This is a genomic window from Nostoc sp., from assembly GCF_036917815.1.
In the GTDB taxonomy this organism is placed as follows: domain Bacteria; phylum Cyanobacteriota; class Cyanobacteriia; order Cyanobacteriales; family Nostocaceae; genus Nostoc.
The window spans coordinates 1-16,723 of record NZ_JBALEK010000081.1 but is presented as its reverse complement, the minus strand read 5'-3'; the positions used below and the strand labels follow the sequence as shown (position 1 = coordinate 16,723).

Annotated in this window: 15 protein-coding genes; 12 read left to right on the top strand and 3 right to left on the bottom strand. The window is 44.1% G+C overall.

The annotated features are described in order from the left end of the window. Positions 1–147: 147 nt before the first annotated feature. From V7K97_RS24260 to V7K97_RS24235, 6 genes are all read left to right on the top strand, one after another. On the top strand, positions 148–1,587 hold the full coding sequence (locus tag V7K97_RS24260; protein WP_334803541.1) for an RtcB family protein: 1,440 nt from the start codon (positions 148–150) through the stop codon (positions 1,585–1,587). A 100-nt stretch (positions 1,588–1,687) separates the two neighbouring features. Continuing rightward, positions 1,688–3,601, top strand: coding sequence for a GTPase family protein (locus V7K97_RS24255; RefSeq protein ID WP_334803539.1), 1,914 nt, complete (start codon positions 1,688–1,690; stop codon positions 3,599–3,601). Between the two features lie 237 nt (positions 3,602–3,838). Next, positions 3,839–5,518, top strand: a complete 1,680-nt coding sequence (locus V7K97_RS24250; protein ID WP_334803538.1) for a hybrid sensor histidine kinase/response regulator — start codon at positions 3,839–3,841, stop codon at positions 5,516–5,518. A 346-nt stretch (positions 5,519–5,864) separates the two neighbouring features. Beyond that, positions 5,865–6,302 (top strand): hypothetical protein, encoded by a 438-nt coding sequence (locus tag V7K97_RS24245; protein ID WP_334803537.1) that lies wholly within the window; start codon positions 5,865–5,867, stop codon positions 6,300–6,302. 493 nt (positions 6,303–6,795) lie between these two features. Next, entirely contained in the window at positions 6,796–6,984 is a 189-nt protein-coding gene (locus V7K97_RS24240) for a hypothetical protein (protein ID WP_334803536.1), read from the top strand. A 144-nt stretch (positions 6,985–7,128) separates the two neighbouring features. Further along, entirely contained in the window at positions 7,129–7,689 is a 561-nt protein-coding gene (locus tag V7K97_RS24235) for a hypothetical protein (RefSeq protein WP_334803535.1), read from the top strand. 248 nt (positions 7,690–7,937) lie between these two features. On the opposite strand, the gene V7K97_RS24230 is transcribed toward V7K97_RS24235, so the two are convergent. The 3 genes from V7K97_RS24230 to V7K97_RS24220 all read right to left on the bottom strand — a co-directional run bounded on the left by V7K97_RS24230 (position 7,938) and on the right by V7K97_RS24220 (position 9,834). Continuing rightward, the gene (locus tag V7K97_RS24230; protein ID WP_334803534.1) at positions 7,938–8,177 is read right to left on the bottom strand and encodes a DUF29 family protein; all 240 of its coding nucleotides are present in this window, start codon (positions 8,175–8,177) and stop codon (positions 7,938–7,940) included. After that, on the bottom strand, positions 8,174–8,395 hold the full coding sequence (locus tag V7K97_RS24225; protein ID WP_334803533.1) for a DUF29 domain-containing protein: 222 nt from the start codon (positions 8,393–8,395) through the stop codon (positions 8,174–8,176). The genes V7K97_RS24230 and V7K97_RS24225 overlap by 4 nt, the downstream gene beginning before the upstream one ends. 329 nt (positions 8,396–8,724) lie before the next feature. Then, positions 8,725–9,834: an S-(hydroxymethyl)glutathione dehydrogenase/class III alcohol dehydrogenase gene (locus V7K97_RS24220; protein WP_334803532.1), complete on the bottom strand. Its 1,110-nt coding sequence runs from the start codon at positions 9,832–9,834 to the stop codon at positions 8,725–8,727. A gap of 337 nt (positions 9,835–10,171) precedes the next feature. Here V7K97_RS24220 and V7K97_RS24215 point away from each other — a divergent pair, with 337 nt between their 5' ends. The 6 genes from V7K97_RS24215 to V7K97_RS24190 all read left to right on the top strand — a co-directional run bounded on the left by V7K97_RS24215 (position 10,172) and on the right by V7K97_RS24190 (position 16,656). Then, complete coding sequence (locus V7K97_RS24215) at positions 10,172–11,455, top strand: valine--pyruvate transaminase (protein WP_334803531.1); 1,284 nt, start codon at positions 10,172–10,174, stop codon at positions 11,453–11,455. A 111-nt stretch (positions 11,456–11,566) separates the two neighbouring features. After that, the gene (gene rimM, locus V7K97_RS24210) at positions 11,567–12,154 is read left to right on the top strand and encodes a ribosome maturation factor RimM (RefSeq protein ID WP_334803530.1); all 588 of its coding nucleotides are present in this window, start codon (positions 11,567–11,569) and stop codon (positions 12,152–12,154) included. Between the two features lie 49 nt (positions 12,155–12,203). Next, positions 12,204–12,824: a Uma2 family endonuclease gene (locus V7K97_RS24205; protein ID WP_334803529.1), complete on the top strand. Its 621-nt coding sequence runs from the start codon at positions 12,204–12,206 to the stop codon at positions 12,822–12,824. Positions 12,825–13,482: 658 nt separating this feature from the next. Next, entirely contained in the window at positions 13,483–15,864 is a 2,382-nt protein-coding gene (locus V7K97_RS24200; RefSeq protein WP_334803528.1) for a phosphoketolase family protein, read from the top strand. A 280-nt stretch (positions 15,865–16,144) separates the two neighbouring features. Beyond that, positions 16,145–16,384, top strand: coding sequence for a hypothetical protein (locus V7K97_RS24195; RefSeq protein ID WP_334803527.1), 240 nt, complete (start codon positions 16,145–16,147; stop codon positions 16,382–16,384). Beyond that, positions 16,381–16,656 (top strand): type II toxin-antitoxin system RelE family toxin, encoded by a 276-nt coding sequence (locus V7K97_RS24190; RefSeq protein WP_334803525.1) that lies wholly within the window; start codon positions 16,381–16,383, stop codon positions 16,654–16,656. The genes V7K97_RS24195 and V7K97_RS24190 overlap by 4 nt, the downstream gene beginning before the upstream one ends. Positions 16,657–16,723: the final 67 nt, after the last annotated feature.

Genomic DNA, 16,723 nt, shown 5'->3' with positions numbered 1-16,723 from the left:
AACCACATTAGTCAGAATTGACCTGTTGTTTTCCCCACAATTCTGGGAAAATGACCCTCCGCACCACTTGAGACGCGGCTGCTGAACCCAAGTCTCCTAATCTCTTCACAACAAAGGGTCTTTTTTAAGACTTTATTTGGAGTTTTCATGCAGCCAAAAAATTTGAAACGTCTCCTGCGTGCTTTAGAGCGGCAGGGTTTGGATGTAACTTATAACAATCGCACTTATTCTGTCCGCCTAGTTAATTCTCCTGATGCACCTGTAGCAGAAGTGTTGCTGCCGGAGGACTTTCCCGTAGAAGCTAAGGCACTGAAGCAGTTAGCGAATTTAGCAAGCGTCCGCCACCCATCAGGTGGATGTGTTTGTCGTGCCTGTGCTACCCCTGACTTTCACCCAGGTGATGCAGGTGTTGCCATTGGTTCAGTCGTAGAAACTGTGGGTCAGGTCATCCCTGGCGCTGTCGGTTCTGACATCAATTGTGGGATGCGTCTGCATGTTGTTGATTTGACAATCGACGAATTTTTGGCAAAACGCGACCAATTTGTAGAACGGATGAAGGGGGATTATTTCTTCGGTACGCGTGATGTGACCATGACTGCTCAAGCAATGCGATCGCTATTTCAGTATGGTGTTCCTGGTTGGCTGGATGCCATGCTAGATCAGCCTACGGGGAGTGTAATCAAGTCTGATTTGCAACAACTTGCCCAAGAGAGCGAACGCATCTTCTTAGGTGGTTCAATGGATGGTGACTGGAAACTAGCGCCTGAAGAATTGGTTCCCGATGCTGGACTAGTACGCGATGGCGGACTGGCAACCATTGGTGGTGGCAATCATTTTGTCGAAGTCCAACGGGTTGATAAAGTCGAAAATCGCGCACTTGCCCACGCCTGGGGAGTGCGCGAGGGACAGCTAGCTTTGATGATTCACTCTGGTTCTCGAAATGTGGGTAAGTATATTGGAGGAATGTGGCGAGATAAAGCTAAGGCGACTTGGCAAAAAGGTTTGAAATACCCTGATTCTCAGATTTTTCCTCTCTCTAGCCATTCTCACCCGGAATTAGTCGGCAGTTACCTGCAAGCTGAGGCTACTGCTGCTAACTATGCCTTTGTCAATCGCCTACTGTTAGCGGAATTGCTACGTCTGCGTTTGCGGGAAGTATACAAAGATGTGGAAGCACCTCTAGTTTATGACTTGCCCCATAACATCACCTTACCAGAAGGTCAGGGATGGGTGACACGCAAAGGCGCTTGTCCTGCCCATCTAGGGCAACCAGTAATTATCCCTGGTTCAATGGGTGCTTATTCTTATCTGATGGTGGGTAAAGGCAATCCAGAATTTTGTAATTCGGCCTCACACGGGGCGGGAAGAATTCGTTCTCGCTTCGATCTCAGTCGCAGAGGTGCATCTCAAAGTGAGGCGGAACTGGGATTAACTGGGGTAGACTGCATCACCCTGCGTGAAGAACGCCGAATTGAGGAAGCACCTGCTGCCTACAAACCAATTCAGTCTGTGATTGATGTGCAGGTTGAGGCAGAAATGGTGGATGTTGTGGCACGGTTGAGTCCGGTGTTAACATTTAAGGCGTAATAGCTAAACATCCTGCCTAGATTGGAGACGATAAACTTTTTATAAGAGCAATTTTCGCAACAACTCGAATTTCCTAATATTTCAAAGCAGGTATGTGGCAATGGTGCGATTAAAACCCTGGCAGTGGGTAGTTTTAGCAATTCCGATCGCGTTTATCATCATTTTCTTACTGGTATCCGCCGGTTCGCAAATTCACGCGTGGGGTATGAGTTGGATTTGGGGTGTGTTTACCCTTTTATTCGTTGGCTGGCGTTGGCTATTGGTCAAATGGACTCAACCTGCTATTAACCAAGTAGAAGCTGTATTAGCCCAAGTCCGCGAAGAATTGGAATCGACGGTAGAAGATACTGTAGTACCCGTGGGAAGTGACACCACAAAGCTTGCAGAAACAGCACTCCAAGAAATTCTCCAATTTGCACAAAGCGATCGCCCCATTTGGGAAGACTGGCAAACTTTTTGGACGCGATGCCAAGATTTGGTAGTAGCGATCGCTCATATTTACAATCCTCAAATTCAATATCCCCTGCTGAATATTTACGTCCCCCAAGCTTACGGGCTGATTCGCGGAACGGTGGATGATATGGATCAATGGATGCAAAAGTTATCCCCAGTCCTCAATCAGGTAACGGTTGGACAAGCATACCAAGGATATGAAGTCTACCGGAAGTTGGAACCATCGGCTCGGAAATTCTGGCGGGTTTGGAACTGGGCACAGTGGGTTTTAAATCCGGTGGCGGCGGTGGCAAAACAAGCTAGCCAGGGTTCTAGTAACCAAGCAACTCAGCAATTATTGGGGAATTTAAGTCAGTTATTCCGCGAAGCCGCCCTGAGAAACTTATGCCGACAGGCGATCGCACTCTACGGACGTAGCACATTACCGGTTTCAGCAATCTCACCTACAGCAACTTTACCTAAGGCAAAAACCCAAACACTCCGAGAAATCTTGACTCAAGCTCAACCAGTCGAGGTAGTTGAGCAAAAACCTGTAAATATTCTGCTGGTGGGGCGCACGGGATCGGGAAAAAGTAGCCTGATTAATACGCTATTTCAGGCAGATTTAGCAGTCGTTGATGTTCTACCTAGTACCGATCGCATTCAGAATTATCAATGGCAGACTGAAAGCGGTGAAACCCTGACACTTTTGGATACACCTGGTTATGAACAAGTCAACCGTGCCGATCTGCGAAATCTGGTGCTTGATTATGCCATCAACGCAGATTTGCTGCTGTTAGCTACCCCGGCTCTCGATCCGGCTCTGCAAATGGATGTGGACTTTTTGCAAGACATCAAAGCAGAAGTTGCAGATTTGCCGGCGATCGCCATTGTCACTCAAGTAGATCGTCTGCGTCCCATCCGTGAATGGCAACCCCCTTATGATTGGGAATGGGGCGATGGCACCAAAGAAGTTGCCATTCGAGAAGCTACTGAATATCGCGCCAAATTGTTGGGAAACTTCTGTAATCTAGTTCTACCCGTGGTTACAGGTGATAGCAAAACAAATCGAGTTCCTTGGGGAGTGGAGGCGCTATCGTTGGGATTAGTAGATGCGATCGCACCTATTAAACAACTGCGTCTCGCCCGGTTTTTGCGTAATCTAGAAGCCCGCATCGTCGCCGCCGCCAAAATCATCGACCACTACACCTTCCAAATGGCGACAACACAGGGACTAACGTCATTGCTCAAAAGTCCCGTCCTCCAGTTTATTTCTACCCTCTCAACCGGATCTCCAGCCTTAGCATATATGCTGGCAGAGCAAATTCCCGTGGAACAGTTACCGATTGTGATTGGCAAACTTCAAATGGGATATGAGCTTTTCTCGCTGTTGAATACAAGCAACCCCAACTCGCTCAACTTTGAATTGTTATCTCTGTGGCCGTTATTGCTGGAAAACTCCGCTTCACCCGATCGCAACGCCTGGGCATTTGGTCACGCCCTAGTGGAATACTGGACTCAGAATTTAACGGTTGAACAACTCCGGGAGCGATTTGAGTATTATTTAGCGATCGCCAAATAACGAGTTGACTAACTACGTAATTTTAGGACATTAAACATCAGTAGTTTTATTAGCAGATATGAGTAAAATACGAATATTTACGTAACAACTAGTAATATATTTATACCATAAGAGGAGGACAAAAAATGCGGTAACAGATTGTAATCTCAATATCAAAGTTAATATAGAGTAGGTTGCTGAAACCTACCCGTTTTCCCTGAGTTTTTATACAGACATCCCTTTGGTTCGGAGTCTTTTATGAAAAATATATTACAAACCTCCATCTCTCAAGAACAGAATTCACATCAGAGCTATAGCATTTCGTCTTACAACAGGCTGCTTTCGGTGGTGAAAGATTTGGCTTGTGTGCGGACTATTGAGGAAATTATTGAGATTGTGCGCTTGGCTGCTCGCGATCTCACAAATGCTGATGGAGTCACTTTTGTATTGCGGGATGGTGAATGTTGCCACTACGTCGATGAAAACGCCATTGGGCCACTTTGGAAAGGTATGCGTTTTCCGCTCAAGTCTTGCATCTCCGGTTGGGCAATGCTCAATAAACAAGCAGCCATCATTGAAGATATTTACCAAGATGCGCGAATTCCTATTGATGCCTATAAAGTAACTTTTGTCAAGAGTTTAGTGATGGTTCCTATACGGGTTTCTGATCCACTGGGTGCGATCGGAGCCTACTGGAGTAGACAACACCTAGCAACGCCCCAAGAGATCGGACTCCTTGAGATTTTGACCGACACTACCGCAGTTGCGATCGCAAATGTGCAACTTTTTCAGAAACTGACGAACCAAAACGCCCTGAAAGACAAATTTATTGCGATGCTAGCTCACGAGTTGAGGAATCCCGTTGCCCCCATCTCCAACGGCGTTCAGCTACTCAAGTTGAAACTGGGCGAGACTGGCGCAGTCGGGGAAACAGTTTTAATGATGCAACACCAAATTAAGCACCTCTCGAAATTGATCGATGAGCTACTCGACATATCATCCATCACCTACGGAAAGATTTCATTAAACCTGGAAAAGTATAATGTAGTAGATTTGGTTCGTCAGAGTATCAATGACCATACACAAGCAATAAAGAAATTGAACCTTACCGTCATCCAAGACCTGCCAAACACGCCTGTGTGGGCTTATGTTGACTCCACCCGTTTCTTCCAAGTCCTTGGGAACCTTCTTGATAACGCCTTAAAGTTTTCAAAACCAGGTGGGATGATTTGGGTGGATCTCTCAGTTATTGCAGGTAAGAATGGCTCAAGTAGTGTGGCGGTCTTATCCGTAAGAGACACAGGTATAGGGATAGATCCGACAATATTACCAGAACTCTTCGAGCCATTTACCCAAAGCGATCGCAGTTTAGACCGTTCAAGAGGCGGGCTAGGTTTAGGACTCTCAGTAGTAAAAAGTCTTGTGGAACTTCATGGTGGTAATGTTGAAGCCTCAAGTAGAGGGATCAATTTGGGAGCAGAATTCAAAGTCACTCTCCCGGTATGCGAAGAAGTTAGAGCCTTGGACAATGAGCTAGAGATTACAGAGGCGGCTAAAAAATCGTTGAAGATTTTAGTCATCGAAGATAACGAGGATTCAGCCGTAACCTTACAAGCAGTACTTGAGCATTTTGGACATGAGGTTTCCATTGCCAAGAATGGAATTTTAGGGGTAGAAATTGCCAGGAAGCTTGAACCTCATGTGATTATTTGTGACATCGGACTTCCCGAAATGGATGGATTTGCCGTTGCACAGGAATTGAGTAAAGACTCTAAATTTAGTCGCTCAATTCTGATTGCGCTTACCGGCTATGGTAGCCAGGAGGATCGACAGCTTGCGCTTCAGGCTGGTTTCAAATGTCACTTAACCAAGCCTGTAGACTTTGAAATATTGACAGCAGAAATTGATCGATACTTTGATGGAGTATTATCAAGTTAACAGTTAAAAAGGACGAGTACTTATTTCCTGTCCAGCACCAGCAACACCAATAATCACGCTAAAACCCCAGACTTTATGGCAGCAAAAATTTATCAAATATATTGTTGATGTAGATGTATTATTTAATAGTCAGAATTAATACTTACTATTGCAGGAAATTTTGTGATGAAAAACAGTAGAGTTTAATGATTAGTAGTCTGTCGGCACTGACTATTCTGGTTTTCATAAATCCGCACAAGGCAGATGCTAACGATCAGGGCAAACGGATCTAATTTCTGTAATCAATGCCCAGCAATAGTTTCAAATTTTAGTCGCCAAACTAAACAATGGATAAAGGGAGTCAAGTATGAACATAAATAACCTTTTCCGTGACCTGATTCGGATGGGATTGACTTTAGCTCTGCCACTGGGAGTTTTGACACCGAGAGTATTTGCCCAAGTTGTTACTCCCGCGCCAAGTTCTGTAGTAATTTCCTACCAATTCCCGAAAGAAGGAATTACATACATAACAAATGGTTCTTTGACATACAAGGGTGTTACCTATCCACCGAACAAAATTACCATCGTGAATTCGGGTATCGGCAAACAACTAACTGTCACGACTGCAAATGGAGTTGACACTCTGGTAAACTTGACACTGATTTTACCTAATAACTTGATCCAGAATAGTGCCAAAATCACGGCTGTGGGAATTATAGATAACTTCCTTGCTCCGAATAAAAACAACGATTTCTACGGTCTCCTTAACGGCACAGCGACTGTAATCACAGTAGATCCCCCTTAGTGATAATATTTGTATTTATCTTATGGGATAACGAAAATTTACCTCACCGAACAAGGCAAAAGTAAAAAGTAAAAAGGCACTCATCAAGAAAAAGAAAAATGGTTTGAGAGCAACTAAATTTATTTATGGAATCAAATAAAAACATTTATAACGATAGCGCCGGCGGCAAGCGAGTCATCGAGCGTCGTGGCGTAGCGCGTTCGCATGATTGCGTCTCGTAGAGAGAAATAATATCATGTCCGCTTGATTGCTTATTAAACCCGAAGAACCCCACCCCCGCCAAAGCTATGCTTTGTCTCCCCTCCCCGCAAGCTCTTAGGGGCTGGGGGTGGGGTGTATTGACTGTGGTTGGCATAACTAATTATGCGGACATGATATAATACGTCATTATTAAATCCCCTAAATTTATTTATCGGGATTATCTTTTTACTTTTTACTTTTTAATTGGCGGAGATTGGAATTGCTAGACCAGAATGTTTTCCCAACCCTGGTTTTGACTAGAAAAAATCGGCAAGCAGGTTGGTTCATGTTGATCAGGTATTGTTGTCTTCATAATACAAATCCAAAAGCAACTCAGAGAATTTGGCAGCAGTTAATCGTTTTCGTTGATCCAATTGTTCATAACCGTCGTAGACATCGCTTTTATCCCATTAAATCATCTGTGGCAGACTCACCGGGATAAAAGCGATCGCTCAAACTTTCAGTTACCCTGAATGACAATTACACCTTTGTTCCATTCTTATCAAAAATTTATCAACAATATAGTTGATGTATGTGTATTCTCTAATAGTTAGTATTGATACTTACTCTTACAGAAGGTTTTGTGATGAAAAACAGCAGAACTATTGCCAGTTTAATGATTAGTAGTCTCTTGGCACTGACTATTCCGGTTTTCATAAATCCGCACAAAGCAGATGCTAACGATTATTCGGAAAACCTATGTCGCCAAGGAGTCGTTGGCACATACCTAGCGACAGGTACTCAAACAAATTCCACTTCTGGTCAACCCTCGTCATACCGCGAAATTATAACTTTTACCGCAGATGGTAATCTCATTGCCAATGACTCTAACGCTGGTGGTGTTCCGGGTTCATCCAACCCAAATGACCAACCCTTTGGTGTTATACAAGGTAGCTGGAAATGTACTGAAAATAACAAAATTGTTGCTAAGGCATTAAATTTCAGTTTCCCATCAGGGTCATTAGCGGGCAACATTGTACTCACTGAATATCAATTGACCTTCAATCCGCGAACTGGAGCAGTAAATGGAAGCGGCAAATTTAACTTCTTTAACTTAAACAAAAGTCCACTAGATCAAAAGACTCAACCCCTTCCAATTGCACCCTTTAAATTCAGCTACCAAGGAGTGAAACTAAAGGCTGACTAATCAGTTTTGATTTATACAAGCCGCACACTCGTGACTTCTGCGTAAATAGATCGGGTTCCCTGCGGCTGATTCGATTGCTAACAGTACCCTTCGCCGATACCGCCCAAAGTATCGGATCAATAAGTAGGGGTGGGAGCAAATGGGAAAAAGTTGGATGACTTAAGCGTAGACCGTCCTAGACATCGCTTTTATTCCATTAAATCATCTGTGGCAGACTCACCGGGATAAAGCGATCGCTCAAAATTTTCTCAAAAGCAAGCATATAAACATTGTTTGGGAAAAGTTGAGAGGGGCAGATTTGTTTCTCCTGACGCTAAATCCCTAGCATTTTCATAAAATTCCTGGAGTGCTTCTTCAAGATCAGGCTTCAGCCTAGGATTTTCCTTCAACAACTTGAGAATTTCCCGTCGTTGTAATCTAATTGTCGCTAACCCTTCGGGTTCGCCAGTCGCTACAACGGGGGGAACCCCCGCAACGCGCTGGCTCACCAGCTACGACTTAGTTGCTTTGGTTGATATTCCCATTTGAGCAAATATCCAATTAAAATACTAAGACGATTTCTCAATTCTTGGCATTCCTTTCTTGCCAAAGATTCAATTTCCTCAATTAAATTGGGTAGGTCAAGTTGGTTCCATTGGTGATGACGCAAAAGCTTAACCTGTTCTTGAGTCAAACTGTACAAGTCTGCTTCATAGAAGTTTTGCATCAGGTTTTTTGTCGTTTTTCAGGTTTGTAGAGTCTACATAATTTTAAAATTCATAATTCATAATTATGTTTCAGGTAGATATTTAAACCTTATTTGAAACAAGACTATCTGCACAAGCATCAGGTACAAAGCCTTTTTAATGGGAGCATCCTAAATGTGCAAAAACCTTGATAGCCCTTATCCCCTAACCCCTTCTCCCATCTTTGGGAGAAGGGAAACTAGAATTATGTCTCCCCTCTCCCATCTTTGGGAGAGGGGCTGGGGGTGAGGGAAAAGATTTAAGCAAAATTGGGATGCTCCCTTTTTAATTACAAATTATGAATTACGAATTAGAAAGTCACCACACTGCGAATTGATTCACCTTTATGCATCAACTCAAAAGCATCATTAATTTGCTCAATCGGCATTATATGGGTAATTAAATCATCAATATTTATCTTACCTTCCATATACCAATCAACAATTTTTGGCACATCTGTACGCCCTCTAGCACCACCGAACGCCGAACCTTTCCAAACGCGCCCAGTTACTAGTTGAAAAGGACGAGTACTGATTTCTTGCCCAGCACCAGCAACACCAATAATCACACTGACACCCCAACCTTTGTGGCAGCATTCTAATGCTTGACGCATCAATTTGACATTACCGATACATTCAAAGCTGTAATCAGCACCGCCTTTTGTTAAATCAACCAGATAAGGAACTAAATCACCTTCTACTTCTTGAGGATTGACAAAGTGCGTCATCCCAAACTTTTCTGCCAAGGCGCGTTTGTTGGGATTAATATCCACCCCGACAATCATATTCGCCCCTACCATCCGCGCCCCTTGGATGACATTTAAACCAATACCACCCAAACCAAAAACTACGACATTTGCCCCAGGTTCCACTTTGGCGGTATTGATGACTGCACCAATACCAGTAGTCACACCGCAGCCAATGTAACAAACCTTGTCAAAGGGGGCATCTTCCCGAATTTTTGCCAAGGCGATTTCTGGCAGCACTGTATAGTTGGCAAAAGTGGATGTACCCATGTAATGATGAATCATCTGCCCATCGATACTAAAGCGGCTAGTGCCATCGGGCATAACACCGCGTCCTTGAGTTAGGCGAATGGCTTGACAGAGATTAGTTTTGAAACTTAGACAATATTCACATTGACGGCATTCGGGAGTGTAGAGGGGAATTACATGATCCCCTGGTTTCAGACTGGTGACACCAGGGCCTACTTCCACTACTACACCAGCACCTTCATGTCCCAAAATAGCCGGAAACAAACCTTCGGGATCATCACCAGATAAGGTAAAGGCGTCGGTATGACAAATCCCGCTTGCTTTCACCTCAACTAACACTTCGCCGGCTTGTGGCCCCGACAGGTGAACGGTTTCAATCGTCAATGGCTTACCTGCACTGTAAGCTACTGCTGCTTTAACTTGCAATGTCAGCGCTCCTGTATAGTTTTGTCATTGGGCATTCGGCATCCCTTCTCTAGGAGACGCTACGCGTAGCTTGCTTCCACGAAGTGGTACGGCTCCGCTCAGGGCAAGTGGGCATGGGGCATTGGGCATTGGGCGTTGGTTATTAATTCTTGTCCCTGATCTACTCCCCACTGCCTACTCCCCTGTAACGATAAATATTACCTTTGTTAAAATACCATTCTCTAGCTAGATTGGTTAAAGGTGGTAACAGCTGCTTTAACAACAATGTAAACTGGATGTCACCAGCAATCCCCAAATAATTTGTCCATTCCTCAATTAATATATTTTGTCACAGCTTATGAACCCTGCCCTAACACAAATTGGCGCTCAAATGTCCAACCTGACTGGCGTAAGAGCAATCATGAAGGATATTATCGAAACATTACGAGCGGGTGCAGGGCAGCAGTTTATTAATTTGAGTGCTGGTAATCCGTTGATTTTGCCAGAGGTAGAGCAATTATGGCGGGATTGCACTGCACAGCTTTTGGCTAGTCCCGAATATGGTGAAGTAGTTTGTCGCTACGGTTCAAGTCAGGGCTATGCACCATTAATTGAAGCGATCGCTAACGACTTCAACAAACGCTACGGGTTAAACTTAAGCGATCGCAATATCCTCATCACCCCCGGTAGTCAAAGCCTCTACTTCTACGCTGTCAATAGCTTCGGTGGCTACACCCCCAGTGGCGAGTTAAAACAAATCGTTTTACCCCTGAGTCCTGACTACACAGGTTATGGCGGTATCTGCTTAGTTCCAAAAGCCCTAATCGCCTACAAACCGACTCTCGATATCGATGCCGCCGCCCACCGATTTAAATATCGCCCCGACTTCAGCCAACTGTCGATTACAGAAAACACTGGTTGTGTCCTCTTCTCTCGCCCTTGTAATCCCACTGGTAACGTCCTCACAGATGATGAGGTGAAAAAGATTGCTGCCCTAGCTGCGCCTTACAATCTACCCGTGCTAATTGACTCCGCTTATGCGCCTCCATTCCCAGCATTAAATTTTACGGAAATGACACCAGTGTTTGGTGATAACATTCTGCACTGCATGAGTTTATCGAAAGCCGGATTACCAGGAGAAAGAATTGGTATAGCCATTGGGGATGAAAGGTGGATTGAAGTGCTGGAGTGTTTTCAGGCAAATATGAGTCTCCATTCTTCACGTTACGGCCAAGCGATCGCAGCTTATGCAATCAATTCTGGTGCCTTAGTAGAAATTTCTCATACTGTCATCCGTCCCTTTTACCAAAATAAGTTTACCGTTTTAGAAACCAGCTTAGAACAAGCGATGCCCAAGAATTTACCTTGGTATCTCCATCGCGGTGAAGGGGCAATTTTTGCGTGGTTATGGTTAGAGGATTTACCCATCAGTGATTGGGAATTTTACCAGCAATTAAAGCAAGTAGGTGTGATTATTGTCCCTGGAAGTACCTTCTTCCCTGGTTTAGAGGAAGAGTGGGCGCACAAACACCAATGTTTCCGCATCAGCCTCACCGGTAGCAATGAGGAAATTGCCACTGCGATGCAACGTTTAGCAAAAGTGGCTGAAGAAGCCTATCAGCGTGCAGTTGTGAGTGCTTGATTAGGGGAGTGGGGAATGGGGAATGGGGAAATGAGGGAGATGAGGAGAATAACCAATGCCCAATAACCAATGACTAATGACTAATGACTAATGACTAATGACTAATGACTAATGACTAATGACAAATCAGATAATTGGCTAGAAATTGGTAAAATTGTTTCCCCTCAAGGATTGTCTGGAGAATTACGGGTTTATCCTGTATCAGACTTTCCCGAAAGATTTGAGGTGCCGGGAAAACGTTGGTTGTTGCGTTCAGGTGACACGGAACCACAACCAATCGAATTATTGACAGGACGTTATATCAGTAACAAAAACTTGTATGTGATTAAATTAGCTGGTGTAGAAAATTGCGATCAAGCGGAGGCGTTGCGCGGTTGTACGTTAATGGTGCCAGCTAGCGATCGCCCCCAATTAGGCGAAGATGAATATCATGTCCTCGATTTAATTGGTTTGGAAGTCTTCATGCAAACATCTGGCGAACTCGTGGGTACGGTGGTAGATATCATTCCCGCCGGCAATGATTTGTTAGAAGTAAAATTACACCCATCTTTTACCACTGACAAAGGACAAATGACAAATGACAAAGGACAAAAAACTGTTTTGATTCCATTTGTAGAAGCGATCGCACCAGTAGTAGACTTGAAATCTAACCGCATTGAAATCACGCCACCGCCTGGGTTATTGGAAATTAATAATTAGGTCATTAATTGAATGTGAATTTTTAATTTTTAATTCGGAGGGAAGCGACGTGACTCAAGCTTTACGAAAAATCGTAACTTTTGAAGAATTTGTCAAATGGAAGCCAGAGAATGAGCGCTATGAATTGCATAATGGAACAATTGTTAAAATGCCTCAACCTGTAGGAGATCATGAAGAGGTAACAGGATTTTTAGCCTTTGAACTGACTAGAGAATGTATGCGTTTAAATCTCCCTGACTTCATACCCAAGACAGTTCTAGTCAAACCATTTGTAAATGAATCAGGTTACTCGCCAGATGTACTGTTGTTGAATCGCCCGAATTTGATAAATGAATCTCTTTGGAAAAAAGAATCTACTGTTAGTCAACCCGCATCAATTCCTATAATTGTTGAAGTTGTTAGTACCAATTGGCGTGATGATTATCTCAAAAAATACGCTGATTATGAGGAAATGGGAATTGCTGAATACTGGATTGTTGATTATGCCGCTTTCGGCGGTAGGGAGTTTATTGGTAAACCAAAACAACCTACTATCTTAGTTTGCTCTTTGGATGAAGGTGAATATCAAGTTAGCAAATTTAGTGGTAAAAACCGCATCCAATCCCCAACATTTCCAGAGTTAAATCTAACTGTTCAACAGATTTTTCAAGCGGGTAATCTTTCATATTAGGGACTGACAAATAAAAAAAATGTCCCAAAACTGACCCAAAAACCCTCTCTATTTCTCCTTTCTCTGTGTTGCGCCAGTTGCTTCTCCCAGGGGGAGACGCTACGCGTAGCAAGATCCCCGGAGGGGTACAAGTCGGGGAACCCGCCCAATGCACTGGCAACTCTATTGTCTCTGTGGTAGCCTGCGGCAAGCCGCTTTGCGTCTACGTTTATTTGGATAATTTATTGGAAGTCCCTTAGAGGATGTTTGAAAAGTCCTCTTATCGGTAGCAAAAAGTTGTAGATCCCCCTAAATACCCCGCTCAATTGGGGGACTTTGATTCTTCCCCCAATTGAGCGGGGGGTTAGGGGGTATCAATCAGTACTAAAACTTACAAACAAACACTTTTCAAACAACCTCTTAATTCAAAATTAATAAGCTGTTGCGTATTTAATTTGTATATGCGATGCGCTCATGTTGCCCGCACTACAATAATTTTACGTTTTCGTATTATACAATTTAGCTGCACATCAGCTTACTCCATCCTGTACCCAAAACTAAGGAATTTAGTTAAGAAGGGTGTAAAAATCTATCATGGGTAGGTGGCCATCATCTGGAAAACAGGTAAGATTACTTACGGATGAATCCATCAAAAACCTTTTGGAATGGAGTGTCGAGCATGACATTAACAACGACTCCACAAACAAAGCCTTTAACAGATGAAGAATTAGGTAAGCTCAACGCCTACTGGCGTGCAGCTAACTATCTTTCCGTTGGGCAAATATATCTACTGGACAATCCGCTACTCAGAGAACCCCTCAAGCTAGAACACGTCAAACCCAGACTTTTGGGGCACTGGGGAACAACGCCAGGGCTGAACTTGATCTATGTTCACCTGAATCGGCTCATCAAAAAATATGACCTAAATACAATTTACATTGCTGGCCCCGGTCATGGAGGCCCTGGACTGGTAGCCAACACCTACTTAGAAGGTACTTACACTGAGTATTACCATAACATCTCCCAGGATGCGGAAGGAATCCAGAAACTCTTCAAACAATTCTCTTTCCCCGGTGGTATTCCCAGTCACGTAGCACCGGAAACTCCTGGTTCGATCCATGAAGGGGGGGAATTAGGTTATGCCCTCGTCCACGCTTATGGTGCTGCCTTTGATAACCCTGACTTAATCGTTGCTGCTGTTGTCGGTGACGGTGAAGCCGAAACAGGTGCTTTAGCAACTAGCTGGCATTCCAACAAGTTTCTTAACCCTGTTCGTGATGGTGCTGTATTGCCGATTCTGCACCTGAATGGGTATAAAATTGCTAATCCGACGGTACTCGCACGGATTAGCCATGAAGAGTTAGAGAGTTTATTTGTAGGCTACGGCTACAAACCATACTTTGTCGAAGGTGAAGATCCCGCAGATGTTCACCAGCAGATGGCGGCGACTTTAGAAACAGCGATCGCCGAAATTCAAAGTATCCAGAGAGAAGCCCGTGTACATGGTTTCACGGAACGTCCCCAGTGGCCGATGATTGTCATGCGAACCCCCAAAGGTTGGACAGGGCCAAAAGAAGTGGATGGCAAAAAAACCGAAGGTTATTGGCGATCGCACCAAGTCCCCTTAAGCAACATCGCCAAACAGCCAGAACACCTGAAACTCCTAGAAGATTGGATGAAGAGTTACAAACCAGAAGAACTCTTTGACGCTAACGGTAAGCTAATTCCTGAACTAGCAGAATTAGCCCCCAAAAAGCATCGACGCATGGGTGATAATCCCCACGCCAACGGCGGTATTTTGCTCCATGACCTGAAGATGCCGGACTTTCGAGACTATGCTGTAGATGTTTCTCAACCGGGGAAGGCGATCGCAGAAGCTACCAAAGTGACTGGCAAATTCCTGCGGGATATCATGCGGCTTAACCAAGAAAGTCGCAATTTCCGCATCTTCGCCCCCGATGAATTAGCATCGAATCGCCTAGACCCTGTGTTAGAAGTTACAGACCGGGTTTGGGAAGCCGAGATTTACCCCGAAGATGACCACCTTTCCCCCGACGGTCGGGTGATGGAAGTTCTCAGCGAAACTTCTTGCCAAGGATGGTTAGAAGGCTACCTCCTCACAGGTCGTCACGGATTCTTCACTTGTTACGAGGCATTCATCCACATCATTGATTCCATGTTCAACCAACACGCCAAATGGTTGAAAACCACCAGACATATTCCTTGGCGTAGACCGATCGCTTCTCTCAATTACCTACTCACCTCTCACGTTTGGCGACAAGATCATAACGGCTTCTCTCACCAAGATCCCGGTTTTATCGACCATGTACTTAACAAAAAAGCCGAGATTGTTCGCGTCTATTTGCCCCCCGATGCCAACACTCTGCTGTCGGTAACAGACCATTGTCTCAAAAGCCGCAACTATGTTAACGTCATCATTGCTGGGAAACAGCCAGCATTGCAATATCTCAACATAGATGCAGCCATCAAGCACTGCACCAAAGGCATCGGCATTTGGGAATGGGCAAGCAACGACGAAGGCGGCGATCCAGATGTAGTGCTGGCTTGTGCTGGGGATGTTCCCACCTTAGAAACCTTGGCGGCTGTAGACATCCTGCGTCAGCACTTCGCAGATTTAAAAGTGCGGGTAGTGAACGTAGTCGATTTGATGACACTCCAGCCAAAAAGCGAACATCCCCACGGTTTGAGTGAAAAAGATTTTGACACAATTTTCACCACCGACAAACCCGTTATCTTTGCCTTTCATGGCTATCCCTGGCTGATTCATCGCCTAACCTACCGCCACACTAATCATCAAAACATCCATGTGCGTGGCTACAAGGAAGAGGGAACTACCACTACTCCCTTTGATATGGTTGTTCTCAACGATCTAGATCGCTTCCATTTAGTAATTGATGTAATCGATCGCGTCCCCAAACTAGGATCTAAGGCTGCTTATGTCAAACAGCAGATGCAGGATAAGCTGATCGAACACAAGCACTACGTTCAGAAATACGGCGACGATGTACCGGAAATCCGTGACTGGAAGTGGCCGTATTAAAAGGAGATGAGGGGAAAGAGGCAGAGGGGAAACTCTTCTCCCTGCTTCTCCCTTTTTTATTAGGACTTACGCAAAACTACACGCTGTAGGGGCAATTCATGAATTGCCCCTACCTAAAAATCGGGGTTTTAGCTCTTGTTTGCGTAAGTCCTATTTATAACTTACCCAGAAGAGATTCTCTAACTCACTTAAAAAGTGGGTCTTATTGATAAGAAGATAGTATTTAGACGAAACTAGAGATGGGGACAAAAAAAGTCAAACCACGCTCGGATGATTAAAAATGAAATCAGCACACCAGAGAGAACAGTTAATTAAAGATATTAACGTACTGCTAACTCAAGCTTATGACAGTACTTTAGATGAAATTCACGCACTCTTAAAAAGAATCGATGATATCGACGATGACGAAGACTTAAAAGCCATTAAAGAAGCTAGAGAAGATATACGCATTAATGGTACTGTGTCTTGGGATGAAATTCAAAACGAAATAAGAAATGACATAAATAAGGATGTTGCGTGAGTTACGAAGTTAAATTTTCAAAGGGTGCAAAAAAGCAGTTTAGGAAACTACCTCTAGACGTACAAGAGCGCATACAAACTAAAATCAACGACTTAGCAATAGAACCGCATCCCAACGGGGTAAAGAAATTGCAAGGTGATGATAACTCATATCGTATTCGAGTAGGAGATTATCGTGTTGTTTATGAACTAGATGACGATGTTTTAATAGTAACTGTAATTAAAGTAGGACATCGTAGTGAGATTTATAAGGGAGATGCTGAAAACCCCTGAGAAACAGCAACGTAGTTGCGTATTTCGTACTTCAGGCAGGGGATGAAAGCTAGCAGCACCGTAAACG

Excerpts from the sequence above, each read along its gene's own strand:
- V7K97_RS24255 (WP_334803539.1), top strand. The coding sequence starts at position 1,688 with ATGGTGCGATTAAAACCCTGGCAGTGGGTAGTTTTAGCAATTCCGATC.
- V7K97_RS24200 (WP_334803528.1), top strand. The coding sequence starts at position 13,483 with ATGACATTAACAACGACTCCACAAACAAAGCCTTTAACAGATGAAGAA.
- V7K97_RS24245 (WP_334803537.1), top strand. The coding sequence starts at position 5,865 with ATGAACATAAATAACCTTTTCCGTGACCTGATTCGGATGGGATTGACT.
- V7K97_RS24235 (WP_334803535.1), top strand. The coding sequence starts at position 7,129 with ATGAAAAACAGCAGAACTATTGCCAGTTTAATGATTAGTAGTCTCTTG.
- V7K97_RS24260 (WP_334803541.1), top strand. The coding sequence starts at position 148 with ATGCAGCCAAAAAATTTGAAACGTCTCCTGCGTGCTTTAGAGCGGCAG.
- V7K97_RS24215 (WP_334803531.1), top strand. The coding sequence starts at position 10,172 with ATGAACCCTGCCCTAACACAAATTGGCGCTCAAATGTCCAACCTGACT.
- V7K97_RS24225 (WP_334803533.1), bottom strand. The coding sequence starts at position 8,395 with ATGCAAAACTTCTATGAAGCAGACTTGTACAGTTTGACTCAAGAACAG.
- V7K97_RS24250 (WP_334803538.1), top strand. The coding sequence starts at position 3,839 with ATGAAAAATATATTACAAACCTCCATCTCTCAAGAACAGAATTCACAT.
- V7K97_RS24195 (WP_334803527.1), top strand. The coding sequence starts at position 16,145 with ATGAAATCAGCACACCAGAGAGAACAGTTAATTAAAGATATTAACGTA.
- rimM (WP_334803530.1), top strand. The coding sequence starts at position 11,567 with ATGACTAATGACAAATCAGATAATTGGCTAGAAATTGGTAAAATTGTT.